This window comes from Kitasatospora sp. GP30 (assembly GCF_029892145.1).
In the GTDB taxonomy this organism is placed as follows: Bacteria; Actinomycetota; Actinomycetes; order Streptomycetales; family Streptomycetaceae; genus Kitasatospora; species Kitasatospora acidiphila.
The window spans coordinates 242,550-264,816 of sequence record NZ_JARZAH010000005.1; the positions used below are offsets into that span (position 1 = coordinate 242,550).

The window sequence follows — 22,267 nt, forward strand, 5'->3', positions numbered from 1 at the left end:
CTCCTACTTCCTACGCATCGGCCGGAAGGCGGGCCGAGCCTTGTGCAGAGAATCGAGTCGCGCGGCCACGCCGGCGACCGTGGGTGCCTCGAAGAGGGCTTGGATCGGCAGTTCGACACTCAGTGCCGTACGGATCCGGCTGACCAGTCGGGTGGCGAGCAGTGAGTGCCCGCCGAGGGTGAAGAAGTCGTCGTCCAGGCCGACCCTGTCCACTCCCAGGACCTGTGCGAACGTCTCGCACAGCAGTTCCTCGCGTGGTGTGGTCGGGGGCCGGTGGGCCACCGTCGCGGTGAGCTCGGGGGCCGGCAGGGCCTTGCGGTCCAGCTTGTTGTTGGCGGTGAGCGGGAGCTTCTCCAGCAGCACGATCGCCGAGGGCACCATGTAGTCGGGCAGCGCGTCGGCCAGGTGGCGGCGCAGCGCCTCGGCCGTGACCGTGGTGTCCGCCGGGTCCGCCAGGACCGCGTAGCCGACCAGGCGCTTGTCGCCGGGGCGGTCCTCGCGGGCCAGGACGGCGGCGTGGGAGAGCGCAGGATGCGCGCTCAACGCGGCCTCCACCTCCCCCAGTTCGATCCGGAAGCCGCGGATCTTGACCTGGTCGTCGGCCCGCCCGGCGAACTCCAGCAGGCCCTCGGCGGTCCACCGGGCCAGGTCGCCGGTGCGGTACATCCGGGTGCCGGCCGGGCCGTACGGGTCGGCGGTGAAGCGCTCGGCGGTCAGCTCCGGGCGGCCGAGGTAGCCGCGGGCCAGGCCGGTCCCGGCGAGGTAGAGCTCGCCCGTGGTGCCCGGCGGGACCGGGCGCAGCGCGGCGTCCAGCACGTAGGCGCGGGTGTTGTCCATCGGCCGGCCGATCGGGAGCACCGCGGGCACCGAGTCGCTGCTCACCAGCGGGATCTGGGTGGCGCACAGGGTGCTCTCGGTCGGCCCGTAGGTGTTGCGCACCACGATGCCCGGGCAGGCGTCGAGCACCCGCCGCGCGGCGGTCGCGGGGACCACGTCACCGCCGGTGCCTACCTCGTGGACGCCTGCGAACGCGGCCGGGTCGTCCTCCGCGAGCACCCTGAACAGGCCTGCCGTGAGGTGGAGTTGGGTCAGCGCATGGTTTGCCACCAGGGTGCGGATCGCCGCCGCGTCCAACCGGCCCTCCGGCGCCACCACGACCGTGCCGCCGGCCGTCAGCGGGACCCACAGCTCGTAGGTGGAGGCGTCGAAGGCGTGCGGCGACTGGAAGAGCACCCGCCGCGGCTCGGTCTCACGCCAGCAGCCGGCCAGCACCAGGTCCACCACACCGCGATGAGTGTTGGCGATGCCCTTCGGAACGCCGGTGGAGCCCGAGGTGTACATCACGTAGGCGCGCTGGTCGGGCAGCGTGCGCACCGCGAGGTTCTCGGCACCGCCGGTCCCGGTGGCCGCGTCGACCAGCAGCAGGTCCGCGCCCGCCGCGTCGGCCCGCTGGACGAAGGGGTGCTCGCGGGTGCCTGCGTCGACCAGCAGCAGGCCGGCGCCGGCCGCCTCGAAGACGGTGCTCATCCGGGCCTCGGGAGCCCGGGCGTCGATCGGCACGTATGCGCTGCCGGCCTTGAGCACGGCGAGCAGCGTGACGACCAGGTCGGCCGAGCGGCGCATCAGCACGCCGACCAGCGAGTCCGGGCGGACGCCGCGCTCGACGAGCAGGCGGGCCAGGTGGTTGGCGCGGGCGTTGAGTTCCGCGTAGCTGAGGCTGGTCTGATCGTGGGCGACGGCGATCGCGTCCGGGGTGCGGGCGGCCTGTGCCTCGAACAGCTCGACCAGGCTGGCGTCGGGCGTGTCGGCGGCGGTGTCGTTCCACTCGCTGAGCAGGGTGTGGCGCCGGTCCTCGGTGAGGACGTCGATCCGGTCGAGCGGCGTCTCCGGGGCGCTCTCCAGCGCAGTGACCAGGCCGCGGACCGCGGTGTCGAACAGTGCGCAGACCAGCTCCGGGTCGATGGGGCCGGCGGCCTGAACCGTGAGCAGGAAGTCGGCACCGAGGTCGTCGACCGAGACGGTCAGCGGATAGTTGGTCCGGTCGTGTCCGTGTTCGGCCTCGACTCCCACCAGGGCACCGCCGTTGCCGTCCTCCCTCGGCTTGCTGTGGCGGAAGTTGAACAGCGCGGTGAACAGCGGCGCCGGGGCGGCGATCCCGCTCGCCTGCTGGGCGAGGGCCAGTGGTGCGTGTTCGTGGACCAGCAGGTCGGCGAGGCGGCGGCGCATGGCGTCGACTGCTTGGGTGACGCTCAGGCCTGCGGTGCGCAGGCGGGCGGGCAGGGTGTTGATGAAGAGGCCGGGGACGCGGTCGGCGCCGGTGCCGGCGTTCATGCGGCCGAACAGCAGGGTGCCGAAGACGATGTCGTCCCGGTTGGCGGTGGCCGCCACCACGCGCGCCCAGGCGACATGGAAGAGCGTGGCCGCGCTGACGCCGAGCCGGCGGGCCTGTTCGCGCAGGCGGGCCGCCAGTTCGGGGGCCAGCGTACGGTCGGCGTCGGTGATCCGGGTGCCGTCGCCGCGTACGTCCAGCATGCCGAACGGTGCGGTGGGCTCGGTGATGTCGCCGAGCAGTTCGGCGAAGAACCGCTCGTGCTCCTCGCGGGAGACGCCGAGACGGGCCTGCGCGACGAACTCGCGGAACGGCAGCGGAGTCGGCAGCTCGTCCTCGCGGTCGGCCAGGATCGCCTGGATCTCGCCCAGCAGGATGTCCAGCGCGGTGTGGTCCATCACCAGGTGGTGCCGCTGGAGCAGCAACAGCCAGCGCTCGCTGCCCGGTTCGGCCGCGACCGTCGCACGGAGCAGCGGCGCGGCGGTGAGGTCGAGCGTCGGGCGGCAGGTGGCCGCCAGCTCGGCGAACGGCTCGGCGGTGCCGGTGAGTTCGATGGTGACCACTGGGAGTTCGGCGTGCCGGGCGACCACCTGGACCGGCTCGGGCAGGCCCTGCCAGTGGACGGCGGTGCGCAGGATGTCGTGGCGGTCCACCACCCGCTGCAGCGCGGCGAGGAAGGCGTCGAGCCGCTCGCGCGAGTCGAAGGTCAACGAGGTGGGCAGCACATAGAGGTCGTCACCGCCCTCTCCATCCGCCATCAGGTGGTGGAAGAAGATGCCTTCCTGGAGCGGGGCGAGCGGGTAGATGTCGGCGATGTTCGCTGCGCCGCCGGGGAACGCCTCGGTGATGGTGGCGAGTTGGCCGGCGGTCAGCTCCACCAGAGGCAGCATCTCCGGGGTGAGCTTCTCGGCACCGGCCGGGACCAGGTTCGGCGGCACCGTGAACCCGTCGCCGCCCGTCGCCGCGGCCAGGGCGGCCACGGTCGGCGCGGAGAACAGCGCCCGGACGTCCACCTGCACACCGCGGGCCCGCAGCCGCTCGACCAGGGCGACGGCGAGCAGGGAGTGGCCGCCGAGTTCGAAGAAGTCGTCGTCCAGGCCGACTCGGTCCAGGCCGAGCACCTCGGCGAAGGCCGCGCAGACGATCTCCTCGCGCGGCGTCGCCGGCGCGCGGTAGGTGGCGTCGGTGGTGAACTCTGGGGCGGGCAGGGCCTTGCGGTCCAGCTTGCCGTTCACGGTGCGCGGCAGCTCGTCGAGGACGACGAGGGCGGCCGGGACCATGTAGTCGGGCAGCGTGGCGGCGAGGTGCTCGCGCAGCTGGGCCTGGTCGAGCTCGCCGCGCGGGACGACATAGCCGACCAGTCGGTCATCCCGGACCAACACGGCAGCCTGGGCGATCTGCTGATGATCCGTCAGCGCATGTTCGATCTCACCGAGTTCGATCCGGAACCCGCGGATCTTCACCTGGTCGTCGGCCCGGCCCAGGTATTCGAGGGCGCCGTCAGCCCGCCAGCGGACCAGGTCGCCGGTGCGGTACATCCGGGTACCGGCGGGGCCGTAGGGGTCGGCGGTGAAGCGCTCGGCGGTCAGACCGGGGCGGCCGAGGTAGCCGCGAGCCAACTGGGCTCCCGCGATGTACAGTTCGCCGGCCACACCGACCGGCAGCGGGTGCAGCGCGGCATCCAGTACGTAGGCGCGGGTGTTCCACATCGGGCGGCCGATCGGCACCACCGACGTTTCGGCGGAGCCGTCGGCCTCCGGCTCGAAGAGGAAGTCGGTGCAGCCCACGGTGGCCTCGGTCGGGCCGTAGTGGTTCACCACTGCGACACCAGGGTTGCGGCGGCGCCACTCGTCGAGCTGGGCGCCGCGCACCGCCTCGCCGCCGACCATCAGCCGGCCGGACGGAATGTGGCGGTCCGTCATGGCATCCAGATAGGCCAGGCCGCTCGGCGTCGCCTTCAGGAAGGTCAGCCGGTCCGCACCGAGTGCGTCCGGCAGTTGCTCGTCCAGCGCGGCGACGTGTACCCGGCCGCCGGAGGCGAGCGCACCGTAGAGCGCGGTCACCCCGGCGTCGAAGGAGATCGAGGCGTGCAGCAGCGTGCTGCCGGCCACCTCGGGATATGCGGTGACCGCACGGGAGACGTAGTTGACCAGACCCGCGTGCGGGAGCACCACGCCCTTGGGCCGGCCGGTGGAGCCGGAGGTGTAGATCACGTACGCCGGGTGCTGCGGCAGCACGGCCACCCCGGGGTCACCCGCCTCCTGCCCGGCCACCGCCGGGTCGTCGACCGTCAGGCGCAGCACATCCGCCGGCACCTCCACCGGCTGCTCCGAGGTGGTCAGCAGCACGGCCGGGTGGGCGTCGCCGATCATGTAGGCGATCCGGTCCGCCGGATAGTCGGGGTCGATCGGCAGATAGGCGCCACCGCTCTTGAGTACGGCGAGCAGCGCGACGACCAGATCGACCGAACGCTCCAGCAGCACGGCGACCAGCGACTCCGGGCCGACGCCCTGGGCAGCAAGGTGGCGCGCCAGCCGGTTGGCCCGAGCGTTGAGTTCGGCGTAGCTCATCTCAACACCCCGGGACAGCACGGCGATTGCCTCGGGGGAGCGGGCGACCTGGGCCTCGACCAGCGCGGTCAGGGTTCCGGCGGGCACGTCGTGTGCGGTGTCGTTCCAGTCGACCAGGAGGCGGTGGCGCTCGGCCTCGGCCAGCACCTCCACGCTCGCGATGGCGCGGTCCGGCTCGGCCAGCACGGCGGCCAGCAGCCGCTGGAAGCGCTCGGCGAGGGTGGCGGCGGCCTCGGCGTCGAACAGGTCGCGGGCGAAGGTGAGGGTGCCGCGCAGGCCCGCCGGGGTGCCGTCGGCGTCGAAGGCCTCGGCCAGCGTGAACGCCAGGTCGAAGCGTGCCGCGCCCTGGCTCGCCGGCAGCGCGGTCACCGCGACACCCGGAAGCTCGACGACCGCCTCGGCGTTGTTCTGCAGCGTCAGCATCACCTGGAAGAGCGGGTGCCGGGCCATCGAACGGGTCGGCGCGAGTTCCTCGACGAGGCGTTCGAAGGGGATGTCCTGGTGGGCGAAGGCGGCCAGGCTCGTTTCGCGGACGCGGGCGAGCAGGTCGGTGAAGGTGGGGTTGCCGGTGAGGTCGGTGCGCAGGACGAGGGTGTTGACGAAGAAGCCGACCAGGTCGTCCAGGGCGTCGTCGGTGCGGCCGGCGATCGGGGTGCCGATCGGGATGTCGGTGCCGGCACCCAGGCGGGAGAGCAGCGCGGCCAGTGCGGCCTGGAGCACCATGAACGGGGTCACGCCCTGGGCGCGGGCCAACTCGGCGAGCTGTGCGTGCAGTTCGGCGGGGATGGTGAGGTCGACGGTGCCGCCGTGGTGGCTGGCTACTGCCGGGCGCTGGCGCGTGGTGGGGAGCGCGAGCTCTTCGGGGAGCTCGGCCAGGGCTTGGCGCCAGTAGGTGAGTTGCTGGGTCAGGACGCTGTTGGTGTCGTTCGCTGAGCCGAGGAGGTCGCGCTGCCAGAGGGCGTAGTCGGCGTACTGCACGGGCAGCGGCTGCCACTCGGGCGCCCGACCGGTGAGGCGGGCGGTGTAGGCGGTGGACACGTCGCGTGCGAGCGGGCCCAGCGACCAGCCGTCGCCCGCGATGTGGTGCACCACCAGGACCAGCACGTGTTCGGTCGCATCGCTGCTGAACAGCCAGGCGTGCATCGGGAGTTCGCTGCGCAGGTCAAAGGCGTGGCGGGCCGCCGCGGTGATGGCCTGCTCGTCGCACCCGTCGACCACCGTCAGCAGCGCACCGAACGCGCCCTCCGGCAGGATCTGCTGGTGCGGCCGGCCGTCGACGGCCGGGAAGACCGTCCGCAGCACCTCGTGCCGCCCGGCAACGTCGTGCAGCGCGGCCTCCAGCGCCTTCAGGTCCAGTTCGCCGGTCAGGCGCAGGCTCAGCGGGATGTTGTAGGTGGCGCTCGGCCCCTCCAACTCGCCCAGGAACCACAGGCGCTGCTGCGCGAAGGAGACCGGCAGCCGCTCCGGGCGGACGCCGGCGGCCAGCGCGGGGCGCCGCTGCCCGGCACCGTCCAGCCGCTCGTCCAGCCGCTCGTCCAGCCGCTTGTCCAGGCGCTCGGCCAACTGCTCTGCCAGCGCGGCGACGGTCGGAGCCTCGAAGAGCGTTCGGATCGGCAGCTCGACACCCAGCACGGTGCGGAGGCGGCTGGCCAGCCGGGTGGCGAGGAGGGAGTGGCCGCCGAGGTCGAAGAAGCTGTCGTCGATGCCGACCACCGGCACCCCGAGCACCTCGGCGAAGACCGCGACCAGCACCTCCTCGCGCGGGGTGCGCGCCGCACGGGCGCTGACCGGCGCGAACACCGGGACGGGAAGGGCCTTGCGGTCCAGCTTGCCGTTGACCGTCAGCGGCATCGCGTCGAGGAGGACGATCGCCGAGGGCACCATGTAGGCGGGCAGCGTCGCGGCCAGGTCGGCGCGCAGCACCGCCGGATCCAACTCGGCACCGTCCGCGGCCACCACGTAGCCGACCAGGCTCCTGCTGCCGGAGGTGTCCTCCCGGACCACCGCGTGCGCCCGGGCCACGGCCGGCTGTGCCAGCAGCGCCGCCTCGACCTCGCCGAGCTCGATCCGGAAACCGCGGAGCTTGACCTGCTGGTCGGCGCGGCCGACGAAGTCGAGCTCGCCGTCGCGGGTCCATCGGACCAGGTCACCCGTGCGGTACAGCCGGCCGCCGGCCGGGCCGTACGGGTCGGCCACGAAACGCTCCGCCGTGAGCCCCGGGCGGCCCAGGTAGCCGCGGGCCAGGCCGGTGCCCGCGAGGTACAGCTCACCCGTGCTGCCCGGCGCGACCGGGCGCAGCGCGGCGTCCAGCACGTAGGCGCGCAGGTTGTCGAGCGGACCGCCGATCGGCAGCGAACCCTGGCCGTCGGTCACGGTGCGCGCGGTGGCGAAGGTCGTCGTCTCGGTCGGACCGTAGACGTTGACGACGCTGGTGCCGGGGCAGGCCGCGAGCACCCGGGCCACGGCGGCCCGCGGCACGATGTCACCACCGGTCCACACCTCGCGGACACCGGTGAAGCAGGCCGGGTCCTCGTCCGCGGCGAGCAGGAACAGGCCGATGGTCAGGAAGATCCCGGTGACCTGGTGCTCGGCGACCAGACGGCCCAGGATCTCCGGCGTGAGGTCGTCCGAGGGCGCGACGACCACCTGACCGCCGTTCAGCAGCGGCACCCAGAGCTCGAAGGTGGAGGCGTCGAAGGAGTGCGGCGAGTGCAGCAGCACCCGCTCCATCGGGCCGCTGAAGCGCCGCTCCGAGGCCAGCGCGGCCACGTCACGGTGGGTGATCGCCACACCCTTGGGGCGGCCGGTGGAACCGGAGGTGTACATCACGTAGACCAGCTGCGCGGGGTCGGCCTCGGCCTCCTCGACCTCCTGGACCAGGAAGTCGGCCTGGTCGACGTCCGCGTCCTCGATCAGGAGGACCGTGGCCGGCAACTGCTCCGCCTCGGCTCGCTGCGCGCCGTCGGTGAGGACCAGCTGCGCGCCGGTCTCCGCGACGATCAGCTCGCGGTGGGCCAGCGGATACCGCGCGTCGAGCGGCACGTAGTAGCCGCCCGCCTTGACCACCGCGAGCAAGGCGATGACCAGATCGGCGGAGCGGTCCATCAGCACCGCCACGGCCGTCTCGGGGCGCACACCCCGCGCCACCAGACGGCCGGCCAGCGCGGTCGCCCGCTCGTCGAGCTCGCGGTAGGTCAGCGCGCGGGCCCCGGCGACCACGGCGACCGCGTCCGGGGTGCGGGCGGCCTGGGCCGCGAACAGCTCGGGCAGGGTGCCCTCGGGAAGCGCGGTCGCGGTGTCGTTCCACTCGACGAGGATCCGGTGGCGCTCGGCCTCGGTCAGCACCTCGACACTCGCGACCGGCAGCTCGGGAGCGGAGACAACCGCGTTGAGGAGCCGGGTGAAGCGCTCGGCGAGGGTGGCGGCGCCCTCGGCGTCGAACAGGTCGCGGGCGAAGGTGAGCATGCCGCGCAGGCCGGCCGGGGCACCGTCGGCGTCGAAGGCCTCGTCCAGCGCGAAGGCCAGGTCGAACTTGGCCGGCAGGTCGGCGATGGGCAGCAGATCACTGCTCACGCCGGGCAGGTCAAGAGTGGCCTCGGCGTTGTTCTGCAGCGTCAGCATCACCTGGAAGAGCGGGTGCCGGGCCATCGAACGGGTCGGCGCGAGTTCCTCGACGAGGCGTTCGAAGGGGATGTCCTGGTGGGCGAAGGCGGCCAGGCTCGTTTCCCGGACGCGGGCGAGCAGGTCGGTGAAGGTGGGGTTGCCGGTGACGTCGGTGCGCAGGACGAGGGTGTTGACGAAGAAGCCGACCAGGTCGTCCAGGGCGTCGTCGGTGCGGCCGGCGATCGGGGTGCCGATCGGGATGTCGGTGCCGGCACCGAGGCGGGAGAGCAGCGCGGCCAGTGCGGCCTGGAGCACCATGAACGGGGTGACGCCCTGAGCGCGGGCCAACTCGGCGAGCCGTGCGTGCAGTTCGGCGGAGATGGCGAGGTCGACGGTGCCGCCGTGGTGGCTGGCTATCGCCGGGCGCTGGCGCGTGGTGGGGAGCGCGAGCTCTTCGGGGAGGTCGGCCAGGGCTTGGCGCCAGTAGGTGAGTTGCTGGGTCAGGACGCTGTTGGTGTCGTTCGCTGAGCCGAGGAGGTCGCGCTGCCAGAGGGCGTAGTCGGCGTACTGGACAGGCAGCGGCTGCCAGGTGGGTTCCTGCTGGTTGAGGTGGGCGGTGTAGGCGGTGGAGAGGTCGCGGGCGAGCGGGTTCAGCGACCAGCCGTCGCCGGCGATGTGGTGCAGGACCACGACGAGCACGTGCTCGTCCGGCCCGTCCTTGAACAGCCAGGTGCGCATGGGGAGTTCGGTGCTCAGGTCGAACGGGTGCCCAGCGGCGCGGATGACCGCCTGCTCGTCGAAGCCGTCGACCACGGTCAGCAGCGAGTCGAGGGTCTCGGCTGCCAGCACCTGCTGGCGGGGCTCGCCGTCGACTGCGGGGAAGACGGTGCGCAGCACCTCATGGCGGGTCAGGACGTCGTGGAGCGCGGCCTTCAGGGCGGGGACGTCCAGGGCGCCGGTGAGGCGAAGTGCCATCGGGATGTTGTAGGTGGCGCTCGGGCCGTCCAACTCGCCCAGGAACCAGAGACGCTGCTGCGCGAAGGACACCGGCAGCAGCTCGGGACGCGGCCCGGCGGTCAGCGCCGGACGCCCCCGCTCGGAGCCGTCCAGCCGCTCGGCCAGGCCGGCGACCGTGGGGGCCTCGAAGAGCGCCCGGATCGGCAGCTCGACACCCAACACCGTTCGGATCCGGCTGATCAGGCGGGTGGCCAGCAGGGAGTGGCCGCCCAGCTCGAAGAAGCCGTCGTCGATGCCGAGTTGCGGCACGCCGAGCACCTCGGCGAAGAGCGCGGCGAGCACTTCTTCACGTGGAGTGCGCGGGGCGCGGGTTGAGGTGGTGGTGAATTCGGGGTCGGGGAGGGCGTTGCGGTCGAGTTTGCCGTTGGCTGTGACGGGGAGTGCGTTGAGGGTGATGTAGGCGGCGGGGAGCATGTAGTCGGGCAGTGTGGTGGCGAGGTGGTCGCGCAACTCGGCTTGGTTGAGGTCGCCTTCGGGGATGAGGTAGGCGACCAGGTGGTCCTGGCGGACGAGGACGGTGGCTTGGTTGATGTTGGGGTGTGTGGTGAGTGCGTGCTCGATTTCGCCGAGTTCGATGCGCAGTCCGCGGATCTTGACCTGGAAGTCGGTGCGGCCGAGGTATTCGAGGGCGCCGTCTGCGTTCCAGCGGGCGAGGTCGCCGGTGCGGTACATGCGGGTGCCGGTGGGGCCGTGGGGGTCGGCGGTGAAGCGTTCGGCGGTGAGGTCGGGGCGGTTGAGGTAGCCGCGTGCCAGCTGGATGCCTGCGAGGTAGAGCTCGCCGGGTACGCCGACCGGGGTCGGCTGGAGGGCGGCGTCGAGCACGAAGAGCTGGGTGTTCCAGACCGGGCGGCCGATGGGGACGGTGGTGCTGTGGTGTCGGCAGTTCCAGGAGGTGACGTCGACGGAGGCCTCGGTGGGTCCGTAGAGGTTGTGCAGTGGGACGTCGAGGGTCGTGAAGAAGCGGTCGCGCAGTTCGGCGGGTAGTGCTTCGCCGGAGCAGAGTACGGCGCGTAGGCCGGTGCAGCCGGCTGCGGTGGGCTCCTGGATGAAGGCTTGGAGCATGGACGGGACGAAGTGCGCGACGGTGATCTGCTCCTGCTGGATCAGCTCGGCCAGGTAGGCGGGGTCGCGGTGTCCGCCGGGGCGGGCGACGACGAGGGTGGCGCCTTCCAGTAGGGGCCAGAAGAACTCCCAGACGGAGACGTCGAATCCGAACGGGGTCTTCTGCAATACCCGGTCGGTGGTGGTGAGTTCGTACTCGTGTTGCATCCAGGCGAGTCGGTTGGCGATGCCGCGGTGCGGCACGGCGACGCCCTTGGGGCGGCCGGTGGAGCCGGAGGTGTAGATGACGTAGGCGGGGTGGTCGGGCAGGATCTCCCGCGGGAGGTTGTCGGCCACCTCGTCGTCGCCCACCGCCAACTGCGGTACCTCGGTGGCCAGTTGGGTGTCCGTCAGTACCAGTGCGGGCGCGCAGTCCGCCAGCACGTAGGCGATGCGCTCCGCCGGGTACTCCGGGTCCACCGGCACGTACGCACCACCGGCCTTGACTACCGCCAGCAACGAGACGACCAGTTCCACCGAACGCGGCAGGCAGACCGCCACCCGTGACTCCGGCCCCACCCCGCGCTCAACCAGCGTGCGTGCCAAGCCATTCGCCCGCGCGTTCAGCTCCGCGTACGAGACCTCCACGCCTTCGAACACCACCGCCACCGCGTCGGGCGTCCGCGCGACCTGCGCCTCGAACCGCTCAGGCAGCGTCGCGGCGGGCACCTCCGCCGCCGTGTCGTTCCACTCGGCCAGGATGCGGCGGCGCTCGGCCGGATCCAGCACCTCGATGGCGTGGACCGGGCGGGTCGGCTCAGCGGCTACGGCGCCCAGGACGCGCACCAGCCGCTCGGCAAGCAGTTCGGCGTCCGTCGTGTCGAACAGGTCGCGGGCGAAGGTCAGCGTGCCGCGCAGGCCGGCCGGGGCACCGTCGGCGTCGACAGCCTCGCCCAGCTCCACGGCCAGGTCGAACTTCGCCGCCGGCTCGCCCGTCGGCAGGACGGCGGTGTCCAGGCCGGGGAGGTCCAGCGCCGCCTGGGCGTTGTTCTGCATCGCGAGCATGACCTGGAAGAGCGGGTGCCGGGCCATCGAACGGGACGGCGCCAGCTCCTCGACCAGCCGCTCGAACGGCACGTCCTGGTGCGCGGACGCGGCCAGGTTGGCCTCCCGCACCCGGCCGAGCAGGTCGGCGAAGGTGGGGTTGCCGGAGAGGTCGGTGCGCAGGACGAGGGTGTTGACGAAGAAGCCGACCAGGTCGTCCAGCGCCTCATCGGTACGACCCGCGATCGGCGTACCGATCGGGATGTCGGTACCGGCGCCGAGCCGGGAGAGCGTGGTGGCCAGCGCCGCCTGGAGCACCATGTGCAGCGTGACGCCCTCGGTGCGCGCCAACTTCGCCAGCTGCTGCTGCAGTTCGGCGGGGATGGTGAGGTCGACGGTGCCGCCGTCATGGCTGGCGACCACCGGGCGGGGCCGCGAGGTCGGCAGTGTGAGCTCCTCCGGCAGCTCGGCCAGGGCCTGGCGCCAGTAGGCGAGTTGCTGTGACAGCACGCTGTCGGTGTCGTCCGCTGAGCCGAGCAGGCCGCGCTGCCAGAGGGCGTAGTCGGCGTACTGCACGGGCAGCGGCTGCCAGGCGGGCGCTTGGTCGTCGAGGCGGGCGGTGTAGGCAGCGGACAGGTCGCGGGCGAGCGGGTTCAGTGACCAACCGTCGCCGGCGATGTGGTGCAGTACCACGACGAGCACGTGCTCGTCCGGGGCGGCCATGAACAGCCACGCTCGCAAGGGGAGTTCGGTGCTCAGGTCGAAGGAGTGCTCGGCGGCGCGGGCGATCGCCTTCTCGTCGAACCCGTCGACCACGGTCAGCAGCGAGCCGACGGTCTCGGCCGCCAGCACTCGCTGGTACGGCTCACCGTCGACCGTGGGAACGATCGTACGCAGCGCCTCGTGGCGGGCCACCACATCGCTCAGCGCGGCCTCCAGCGCGGCGACGTCCAGGGCGCCGGTGAGGCGAACCGCCAGCGGGATGTTGTAGGTGGCGCTCGGCCCGTCCAACTCGCCCAGGAACCACAGGCGCTGCTGCGCGAAGGACACCGGCAGCAGCTCGGGACGCGTGGTGGCGGTCAGCGCCGGGCGCCCCTGGCCGGCGCCGTCCAGCCGCTCGGCCAGACCGGCGACCGTCGGCGCCTCGAAGAGTGCGCGGATCGGCAGCTCGACGCCCAGCACGGTACGGATCCGGCTGATCAGGCGGGTGGCCAGCAGCGAGTGGCCGCCCAGGTCGAAGAAGCCGTCGTCGACGCCGACCTGCGGCACGCCCAGCACCTCGGCGAAGACCTCGCAGAGGACCTCCTCGCGTGCGGTGGACGGGCCGCGGTGGGTGACGGCGGTGGTGAAGTCAGGGGCGGGCAGGGCGCGGCGGTCCAGCTTGCCGTTGACGGTCAGCGGCAGCACGTCGAGCACCACGACCGCCGACGGGACCATGTAGTCCGGCAGGTACTGCTTGGTGTGCCGGCGCAGCTCGCCCGAGTCGGGCAGTTCGACCGTGCCGGACGGCACGACGTAGCCGACGATCCGGCTGTCGCCGGGGGTGTTCTCGCGGACGATCGCGGTTGCCTGGGCGACGGCCGGGTGCGCCATGAGGGCGGACTCGACCTCGCCGAGCTCGATCCGGAAGCCGCGGATCTTCACCTGGTCGTCGGCGCGGCCGACGAACTCCAGTTCACCGTCCCGGTTCCAGCGCGCCACGTCACCGCTGCGGTACATCCGACTGCCCGGGGCGCCGAACGGGTCCGCCACGAAACGCTCCGAACTCAGGCCGGGACGGCCGAGGTAGCCGCGGGCCAGGCCGGCGCCGGCCACGTAGATCTCGCCGGCGGTGCCGGGCGGGCAGAGTCGCAGGCCGTCGTCGAGCACGTGGACGCGCAGGTCGGGGATGGCACGGCCGATCACGCTGCCGGTGGCGCCGGAGCCCACCAGTGCGGCGTCCAGCGCCTTGTAGCTGACGTGCACGGTGGTCTCGGTGATGCCGTACATGTTGACCAGCACGGGCGCGTCCTCGCGGTGCCGGGCGTACCAGGAACGCAGTCGCGGCAGGTCGAGCGCCTCGCCGCCGAAGACCACCGCGCGCAGCGTCAGCTCGGCACCCAGCTCGGGGTGCTGCGCGTCCGCCTGCATCAGCTGGTAGAACGCGGACGGGGTCTGGTTGAGCACCGTGACCCGCTCGCGGACCAGCAGGGCCAGGAAGTCGGCGGGCGAGCGGGAGACATCGGAGGTGACGACCACCAGCCGGCCGCCGTGCAGCAGCGCGCCCCACAGCTCCCACACCGAGAAGTCGAAAGCGAAGGAGTGAAACCAGGTCCACACGTCCTCGGCGCCGAAGCCGAACCAGTGGTCGGTGGCCGCCATCAGCCGGCCGACATTGCCGTGCGGGATCAGCACGCCCTTGGGCCGGCCGGTGGAACCGGAGGTGTAGATGACGTAGGCCGGGTGTTCGGGCAGCAGCTCCGCACCCCGCTCGGTGGCGGTCAGGTCGGTACCGGACAGCTCGGCCAGCCGGGTCGCGGTCCGCGGATCGTCCAGCGCCAACTCGGCGGCGCCGTCCACCGTGCCACCGTCGGTGATGGTCAGCAGCGGGCCGGCGTCCGCCAGCACGTAGGCGATCCGGTCGGCCGGGTAGTCCGGGTCGATCGGAAGGTAGGCGCCGCCCGCCTTGAGCACCGCGAGCAGGGCGACCACCAGCTCGGCGGAGCGGTGCATCCGGACCGCCACCAGGGTCTCCGGACGCACACCCCGCTCGACCAGCAGGCGGGCCAGGCGGTTGGCCCGCGCGTTCAGCTCCGCATAACTCAGGCTGGTCTGCTCGTCGTTGACGGCGATCGCTGCTGGGGTGCGGGCGGCCTGCGCCTCGAACAGCCCGGGCAGGGTGGTCGGCACGGTCTCCACCGGTGTGCCGTGCCACTCGGTCAGGATGCGGTGCCGCTCGGCCGGGTCCATCACCTCGATCGCGCTGACCGGTCGGCCTGGCTCGGCAACCACGGCATCCAGGACGCGCACCAGCCGCTCGGCGAGCAGTTCGGCGTCCGCCGTGTCGAACAGGTCGCGGGCGAAGGTGAGCATGCCGCGCAGGCCGGCCGGAGCGCCGTCGGCGCCGACGGCCTCGCCCAGCTCCACGGCCAGGTCGAACTTCGCCGCCGGCTCGCCCGCCGGCAGGACGGAAGCGGCCAGACCGGGCAGGTCCAGCGCCGCCTGGGCGTTGTTCTGCACCGCGAGCATGACCTGGAAGAGCGGATGCCGAGCCATCGAACGGGACGGCGCCAGCTCCTCCACCAGCCGCTCGAACGGCACGTCCTGGTGAGCGAACGCACCCAGACCGGCCTCGCGAACGCGACCAAGCAGGTCGGTGAACGTCGGGTCCCCGGACAGATCGGTCCGCAGCACCAGGGTGTTGACGAAGAAGCCGACGAGCTCGTCCAGCGCCTCATCCGTACGACCCGCGATCGGCGTACCGATCGCAACGTCCGTGCCGGCGCCCAGGCGGGTGAGCAGCACGGCCAGGGCCGCCTGCAGCACCATGAACAAGGTCACACCCTCGGCGCGGGCCAACTCCGCCAGGCGCTCGTGCAGTTCGGCTGAGATGGCGAGGTCGACCGTGCCACCCTGGTGGCTGGCCACCGCCGGGCGGGGCCGCGAGGTCGGCAGTGCCAGCTCCTCCGGCAACTCGGCCAGCGCCTGGCGCCAGTAGGCGAGTTGCTGTGACAGCACGCTCTCGGCGTCGTCCGCCGAACCGAGCAGCTCACGCTGCCAGAGAGCGTAGTCGGCGTACTGGACCGCCAGCGCCTGCCATTCGGGCGCACGGCCGTCCAGGCGGGATGCGTAGGCGGTGGACAGGTCGCGGGCCAGCGGGTTCAGCGACCAACCGTCACCCGCGATGTGATGCAGCGTCAGAAGCAGCAGGTGCTCCTCGGGCGCTTCGGCGAACAGCCAGGCCCGGACCGGAAGCTCGGTGGCGAGGTCGAAGGCGTGCTTCGCCGCGCGGGCAACCGCCTGCTCGTCGAAACCGTCGACCACGGTCAGCAGCGAACCGACGGCGTCAACCGCCAGCACCTGCTGGCGCGGCTCGCCGTCGACCGCCGGGAAGACGGTGCGCAGCACCTCGTGGCGGGCCACCACATCGCCCAGCGCGGCCTCCAGCGCGGCAACGTCCAGGGCGCCGGTGAGGCGAACCGCCATCGGGATGTTGTAGGTCGCGCTCGGCCCCTCCAGCTCGCCCAGGAACCACAGGCGCTGCTGCGCGAACGAGACCGGCACCCGCTCCGGGCGGGCGGCGGCGACCAGCGCCGGACGCCCCTGGCCGGCGCCGTCCAGCCGCTCGGCCAGACCGGCGACCGTCGGCGCCTCGAAGAGCGCCCGGATCGGCAGCTCGACGCCCAGCACCGTACGGATCCGGCTGACCAGGCGGGTGGCCAGCAGTGAGTGGCCGCCCAGGTCGAAGAAGTTGTCGTCGATACCGAGCTTCGCCACGCCGAGCACCTCGGCGAAGACCGAGACCAGCACCTCCTCGCGCAGGGTGCGCGGCGCCCGCCCCGCGACCGGCGCCAGGTCCGGGGCGGGCAGGGCGTTGCGGTCCAGCTTGCCGTTGGCGGTCAGCGGCAGCGCGTCCAGCAGCACCACGGCGGACGGGACCATGTACTCGGGCAGCGCCGCGGCCACGTGCGCGCGCAGCTCGGCGGCGGCCACCCCATCGGCGACGGCATAGCCGACCAGACGCCGATCCTCTGGCGAGTCCTCGCGCACGACCACCGCGACCTGGGCCACCGCGGGGTGGGCGGCCAACACCACCTCGATCTCACCGAGTTCGATCCGGAAGCCCCGGACCTTGACCTGGTCGTCGACCCGGCCGGCGTACTCCATGACACCGTCCGCCGCCCTTCGCACCAGGTCGCCGGTGCGGTACATGCGGTCACCGGGCTCGCCGAACGGACAGGCCACGAACCGCTCGGCGGTCAGCCCCGGGCGGTCGAGGTAGCCGCGGGCCAACTGGACGCCGGCGATGTACAGCTCGCCGGTCACCCCGGCCGGCACCGGGCACAGCGCCGAATCCAGCACGTAGATCCGGGTGTTGGCGATCGGTCGGCCGATCGGAACGGCCCCGGCCGACGGCGGGTCGGCGGGAGTGACCCGGTGCACGACGCACCCGACAGTGGCCTCGGTGGGCCCGTACTCGTTGACCACGGTCGCCCCGGGATGAGCCGCACGCCAGGGCTCCAGGGCCTCGCCGAGGAGCTGCTCGCCGCCCAGCACGAGATCCCCGCTCGGCGAGCAGCCCGCGGGCAGCGTCGCCAGCAAGGCCAGGTGACCCGGCGTCCCCTTCAGGAAGGTGACCTCGGCGGACCCGTCCCGAGCCCCGGCCTCCAGGCCGCCGACCTCGATGCTGCCCCCGCTGATCAAGGGCGCGTACAGCGAGGTCACCGCCAGGTCGAAGGCAGTGGACGAGTGCAGCATGGTGTGCCCCGACACCGACGGGTACGCCTCGACGCTCCACCGCAGGTAGTGCGCGAGCGCCCGGTGCTCGACCACCACGCCCTTGGGGCGGCCGGTGGAGCCGGAGGTGTAGATGACGTAGGCGGGATGCCCTGGCAGCGGCCGGGTACCGGGGTCGGCCGGGTCGAGGGCACTCAGGGCCTCGCTCGTCTCGGCGGCGTCGAGTACCAGCAGCGGACCCGCCACGTCGACGCCAGTGCCGGAGCCGGCGATGACCAGGCACGGCCGGGCGTCGGTGAGCGTCTGGGTGATGCGCTCGGCCGGGTAACTCGGGTCGATCGGCAGGTAGGCGGCGCCGGCCTTGAGGACGGCGAGCAGCGTGACCACCAGGTCGGCGGAACGTTCCAGCAACACCGCGACCAGCTGCTCCGCGCCGATGCCGCGGTTCTGCAGCAGGCGGGCCAGTCGGTTGGCGCGGGCGTTGAGCTCCGCATAGCCGAGCTCGCTGCCCTCGAAGAGCACGGCGGTGGCCTCGGGAGTGCGGGCCACCTGGGCGGCGAACAGCTCCGGCACGGTGGCGTCCGGCATCTCGGCCGCCGTGTCGTTCCACTCGGCCAGGATGCGGTGACGCTCGGCCGGGTCCAGCACCTCGACGCGGTCGAGCGCGGCCTCAGGCTGGGTCTCCAGCGCGGTGACCAGGCCGTCGAGCGTGGTGCGGGCGAGCGCGCAGAGCTGCGCGGGGTCGATCGGCGTGACCGTCTGGGCGGTGAGGTGGAAGCCGGTGCCGAGGTCGTCGACCGACAGGGTCAGCGGGTAGTTGGTGCGCTCGTGCACGTGCAGGATCTCGACGCCGTGCAGCCCGAGCTCCGCTGCGGCGTCGGCGGCAACGCCTTGACCGTGACGGTAGTTGAGCAGCGCGGTGAACAGCGGTGCGCCGCCGCCGATGCCGCTGGCCTGCTGCGCGAGGGCGAGTGGCGCGTGCTCGTGCACCAGCAGGTCGGCCAGCTGCCCGCGCATCGCGAGCGTGGCGTCCAGGGCGCTCACGTCGGCCGTGGCAACCCGCACCGGCAGGGTGTTGATGAACAGGCCCGGCACCCGGTCGGAGCCGCTGCCCGCATTCATCCGGCCGAACAGCACGGTGCCGAACACCACGTCGTCGCGGCCCGAGGTCGCCGCCACCACGCGCGCCCACGCCACGTGGAACAGCGTCGCGGCACTCACACCGAGCTCGCGCGCCCGCTCGCGCAGCCGAGCGGCGAGGTCGCCGTCCAGCCGCAGCTGGGCCTCCGCCACGGCGGAGGCGTCGCCGCGCACGTCCAGCCGGCCGAACGGCGCCGTTGGCTCGTCCACATCGCCCAGCAGCCCGGCGAAGAAGCGCTCATGCTCCTCGCGCGAGACCGCGAGTCGGGCCTGCGCGACGAAGTCGCGGAACGGCAGCGGCGCGGGCAGCTCGCCCTGGCGGCCGGCGGTGATGTCGCGGATCTCCGCGAGCATCACCTCGATCGCGGTGTGGTCGGTCACCAGGTGGTGGCACTGGAGCAGCAGCAGCCAGCGGTCGGTGCCGGGCTCGGCGGCGATGTAGGCACGCAGCAGGGGTGCCCGGCGGACGTCGATCGCGGCCGCGCCGGCGACGGCCAGTTGGCCCACCACGTCGGTGGCCGAGGCGAGTTCGACCTGCTGGACGGGCAGCTCGGCCTGGCGGGCGACGACCTGGACCGGCTCGCGCAGACCCTCCCAGAGCAGGGCGGTGCGCAGGATGTCGTGCCGGTCCACGACCTGCTGCAGCGCGCCGAGGAAGCCGTCCAGGCGCTCGCGCGAGTCGAAGGACAGCGTGCTCGGCAGGATGTAGATGTCGCTGCCGCCGTCCTCCGCGTCCATCAGGTGGTGGAAGAGGATGCCTTCCTGGAGCGGGGCGAGCGGGTAGATGTCGGCGATGTTGGCCGCACCGCCGGGGAAGGCGGCGGTGATCGCGCCGAGCTCCTCGATGCTGAGGTCGACCAGCGGCAGCATGTCCGGGGTGATGGCCTCGGCACCGGCGGGTATCCGGTTCGGCGGCACGACGAGCCCGGCCGTGGTGGCGGCGACGGCCAGCCCGGCGACGGTCGGCGCGGCGAAGAGCGTCCGCACGTCGATCGGCACGCCGCGCGCCCGCACCCGCTCCACCAGCGTCATGGCGAGCAGCGAATGGCCGCCCAGCTCGAAGAAGTTGTCGTCCACGCCGACCTGCGGGACACCGAGGACGTCCGCGAAGACCTCGCAGAGCAGCTCTTCGCGCGGGGTGGAGGGTGCGCGGTAGCCGCCGGTGGTGGTGAACTCGGGGTCGGGGAGGGCGTTGCGGTCGAGTTTGCCGTTGGCTGTGACGGGGAGTGCGTTGAGGGTGATGTAGGCGGCCGGGAGCATGTAGTCGGGCAGTGTGGTGGCGAGGTGGTTGCGTAGCTCGGTCTGGTTGAGGTCGCCTTCGGGGATGAGGTAGGCGACCAGGTGGTCCTGGCGGACGAGGACGGTGGCCTGGTTGATGGTGGGGTGTGCGGTCAGTGCGTGCTCGATTTCGCCGAGTTCGATGCGCAGTCCGCGGATCTTGACCTGGAAGTCGGTGCGGCCGAGGTATTCGAGGGCGCCGTCTGCGTTCCAGCGGACCAGGTCGCCGGTGCGGTACATGCGGGTGCCGACGGGGCCGTGGGGGTCGGCGGTGAAGCGTTCGGCGGTGAGGTCGGGGCGGTTGAGGTAGCCGCGTGCCAGCTGGACACCCGCGAGGTACAGCTCACCCGGCACACCGACCGGGGTCGGCTGGAGGGCGGCGTCGAGCACGTAGAGCTGGGTGTTCCAGACCGGGCGGCCGATCGGCACGCCGGCGCGCTCGGCGCCCTCACGGCAGTTCCAGGAGGTCACGTCGACGGACGCCTCGGTGGGCCCGTAGAGGTTGTGCAGCGGCACGTCGAGGGTCGAGAAGAAGCGGTCGCGCAGTTCGGCGGGTAGTGCTTCGCCGGAGCAGAGTACGGCCCGCAGGCCGGTGCACTCGGCCGCACCCGGCTCCTGCACGAACACCTGGAGCATGGACGGGACGAAGTGCGCGACGGTGATCTGCTCTCGCTGGATCAGCTCGGCCAGGTAGGCGGGGTCGCGGTGTCCGCCGGGGCGGGCGACGACGAGGGTGGCGCCTTCCAGTAGGGGCCAGAAGAACTCCCAGACGGAGACGTCGAATCCGAACGGGGTCTTCTGCAAGACCCGGTCGGTGGTGGTGAGTTCGTACTCGTGTTGCATCCAGGCGAGTCGGTTGGCGATGCCGCGGTGCGGCACGGCGACGCCCTTGGGGCGGCCGGTGGAGCCGGAGGTGTAGATGACGTAGGCGGGGTGGTCGGGCAGTATCTCCCGCGGGAGGTTGTCGGCTACCTCGTCGTCGCCCACCGCCAACTGCGGTACATCGGTGGCCAGTTCGGTGTCCGTCAGTACCAGTGCGGGCGCGCAGTCCGCCAGCACGTAGGCGATGCGCTCCGCCGGGTACTCCGGGTCCACCGGCACGTACGCACCACCGGCCTTGACCACCGCCAGCAACGAGACGACCAGTTCCACCGAACGCGGCAGGCAGACCGCCACCCGTGACTCCGGCCCCACCCCGCGCTCAACCAGCGTGCGTGCCATGCCATTCGCTCGCGCGTTCAGCTCCGCGTACGAGACCTCCACGCCCTCGAACACCACCGCCACCGCGTCGGGCGTCCGCGCGACCTGCGCCTCGAACCGCTCAGGCAGCGTTCCAGGCCCCGCCACTTCAGCCGCCGTATCGTTCCACTCCCGCAGCACCCGCTGCCGCTCCGCCGAACCGAGCAGGCCGACCCGCCCCAGCGGCGCGGCGACGTCGTCGAGCTGCGCCAGGCCCTCCAGCAGCCGGGCGAACCGCCGCGCGTGCTCGGCGACTTCCGCCGCCTCGTAGACCGCCGGGTTGGCGTCCACCACCAGTTGCAGGCCGGCCCCGCCCTGGCGGTCGTAGAGCACGAACGCCAGGTCGTCGACCGAGCCGTTGGAGAGGTTGTGCGCGGTGACCGGGTTCCCGGCGAACCGCAGGTCGTAGTCGAAGGCCATCACATTGACGGTCGGCCCGAACAGCCGGCCGCCCCCGACCAGGTTGAGCTCGCGCTGCAACTCCTCGTAGCGGTACCGCTGGTGGCGCAGCCCCTCGCGCATGGCGCGGCTGGCCTGGCGGGCCAGTTCGGCGAGGCCGGTCTCCGGGCGAACGGTCAGGCGGATGGGCAGCACGTTGGCGAGCATGCCGGGGGTGCTGCGCTGCAGCGGGGTGGCGCGCCCGGTGACGGGCAGGCCGAGGACGATGTCGGTGGCGCCGGTCAGGCGGTGGGTGTAGAGCGCGCCGGCGGCCGTCAGCAGGACGGGCAGGCTGGTCCGCAGGCCGCGCGCGGCCGCCCGCAGCCGCTCCGCGGTATCGGCGGAGAGGTCGACGGAGTGCCGGAGGTGGGTGTGCGAGGCGGGCGCGAAGCGGCCGGCGAGGCTGACCGCCTCGGGACGGTCGGCGAAGCGCTCGGTCCAGTACCGGCGGTCGGCGGCGTACTGCTCACCGGCTCGGTAGGCCTCCTCCTCGGCGAGCAGCTCCGAGTGGGGGGCGAACGGGGTGCCGGTCGGGCGGCCCTCGACCAGGGCCGTGTAGATCTCGGCGGCGCGGCCGGCCAGCAGGGCGCCGCTGTAGCCGTCGCCGGCGAGGTGGTGGGCGCGCTGGTACCAGAAGAGGCGGTCCGGGCCGGCCGGGAACATCGCCACCACACTGGTGCGGCCGTGCGCCAGGTCGTCCAGGCGGGCCAGGTCCTCCTCGATCCAGGCTCGCACGGCGGCCCACGGGTCGGCCTGGTCGCTCACGTCGTGCACCAGCACGGGCGTCTCGGCGAGCGGGGCGACGGTCTGGCGGACCTGGCCGTCCTGCTCCGGGAAGCGCAGCCGGAGCATCTCGGTCTCCACCAGCAACTGCCGCAGCGCGGCCTCGAACAGCACCGGATCGACCGGGCCGTGGATCTCCAGGCACTCGGCGATCCGGTGGGCGGGATTCGACGGGTCCAACTGCTGGGCGAACCACACCCCGGACTGACCGGTCGTCAGGGGCCAGGTGACGGCTTGGGTGTCCGACATGGTGTGCTCCGGTTCGTTCGGCAGCGGCCGCGCATGGAGGCGACGACGCAAGGGGGGATCGCGCTCGGACGCGTAGGGTCCGAGGACGTTTGACGGGGGT

1 protein-coding gene is annotated in these 22,267 nt (G+C 72.5%); it reads right to left on the reverse strand.

The window, feature by feature from the left end; all coding sequences use genetic code 11:
- Positions 1-3: 3 nt before the first annotated feature.
- On the reverse strand, positions 4-22,167 hold the full coding sequence (locus P3T35_RS11035; protein WP_101384538.1) for a non-ribosomal peptide synthetase: 22,164 nt from the start codon (positions 22,165-22,167) through the stop codon (positions 4-6).
- Positions 22,168-22,267 lie beyond the last annotated feature (100 nt).

Coding starts and splice junctions, on each gene's coding strand:
- P3T35_RS11035 (WP_101384538.1), bottom strand. CDS start 22,167: ATGTCGGACACCCAAGCCGTCACCTGGCCCCTGACGACCGGTCAGTCC.